This window comes from Alteromonas sp. a30, assembly GCF_026788005.1.
Lineage (GTDB): Bacteria > Pseudomonadota > Gammaproteobacteria > Enterobacterales > Alteromonadaceae > Paraneptunicella.
In genome coordinates this window covers 1-856 of record NZ_JABEPE010000087.1, presented here as the reverse complement: position 1 = coordinate 856, position 856 = coordinate 1, and the positions used below count along the sequence as shown (strand labels likewise).

Sequence of the window (856 nt, the reverse complement as noted above, 5' to 3'; positions counted from 1 at the left end):
ATGCGCTGCAAACTTAGGCATTTTCTTGAGCCGTACTCGACCACTGCAAGTAAGGTGTGTTGTGTCGAATTGGTATCGGTGACTGTGGTTAAATCCACGCCCCAACAGGTGTTTATCGGTACATTCGAAGGCCGTTTGTGCTTGAGCTTTCTTCGCAAAGCTCGCCACTGATATTGATGATTTTTAAGTTGCAAATATACGTAAGATTTACTCACGGTTTCGGCATCTTTAACCAAATGAATTCGATTAAATAATTCAGCGATTTTGCGACAGCCAAACTCAGGATTTATCGCTTTAAGGTAAATGACTTTATGCATCACCCATTCTGGTTTTTTGTTGGATTTTATCGCGGTAGCTGCGGGCGTTGGTGCAAAGTATTTTCGTAGCTTTAAATCCGAATTTCCTCTTTTTAAAGCCTTCGTGAACATCCATTTCACCACTTTAACTAACAATCCAATCAGCAATAAAAAGGCGATAAACAACAGCATACAAACTTCTTAAAAACCAAGAATGGTAAAGCAAGGTGATGGTGATGTCTTTTTAAGTGTTATCACTGACATTCTCAAAAAAGGGGCTTAATGACCCATGAAAGTCATCCGTATTATGCCAATCAAACGCCAAGGCACACGGTATACGCCAGCTTCGATGTGCTGGGCCGTGCGCAAAGCAAAACCACGCCACAAATCAACGGGCAACTTCAGGCAACCTACTTTTACGATGGCCTAAAAACCGAGATAAGCGTGGCAGCCACGCTCTCCGATGTAGGTAACTTAAATGTAAGCCGCACCTACAACGCCCTAGAGCAATTGGTGCGAACCGAAGATGCCATCGGTGGTGTTACCCAATACGCTTATGA

General features: G+C 43.2%; 2 protein-coding genes. One reads left to right on the top strand and one right to left on the bottom strand.

Translation table 11 applies throughout. The features are described 5' to 3' along the window. Positions 1 to 488 (bottom strand): hypothetical protein (locus HJG39_RS19310; protein ID WP_268412057.1); only part of this gene is annotated, 488 nt, incomplete at its 3' end. Positions 489 to 578: 90 nt separating this feature from the next. Here HJG39_RS19310 and HJG39_RS19305 point away from each other — a divergent pair. Further along, a partial coding sequence (locus HJG39_RS19305; protein WP_268412055.1) for a hypothetical protein occupies positions 579 to 856 on the top strand: 278 nt, incomplete at its 3' end.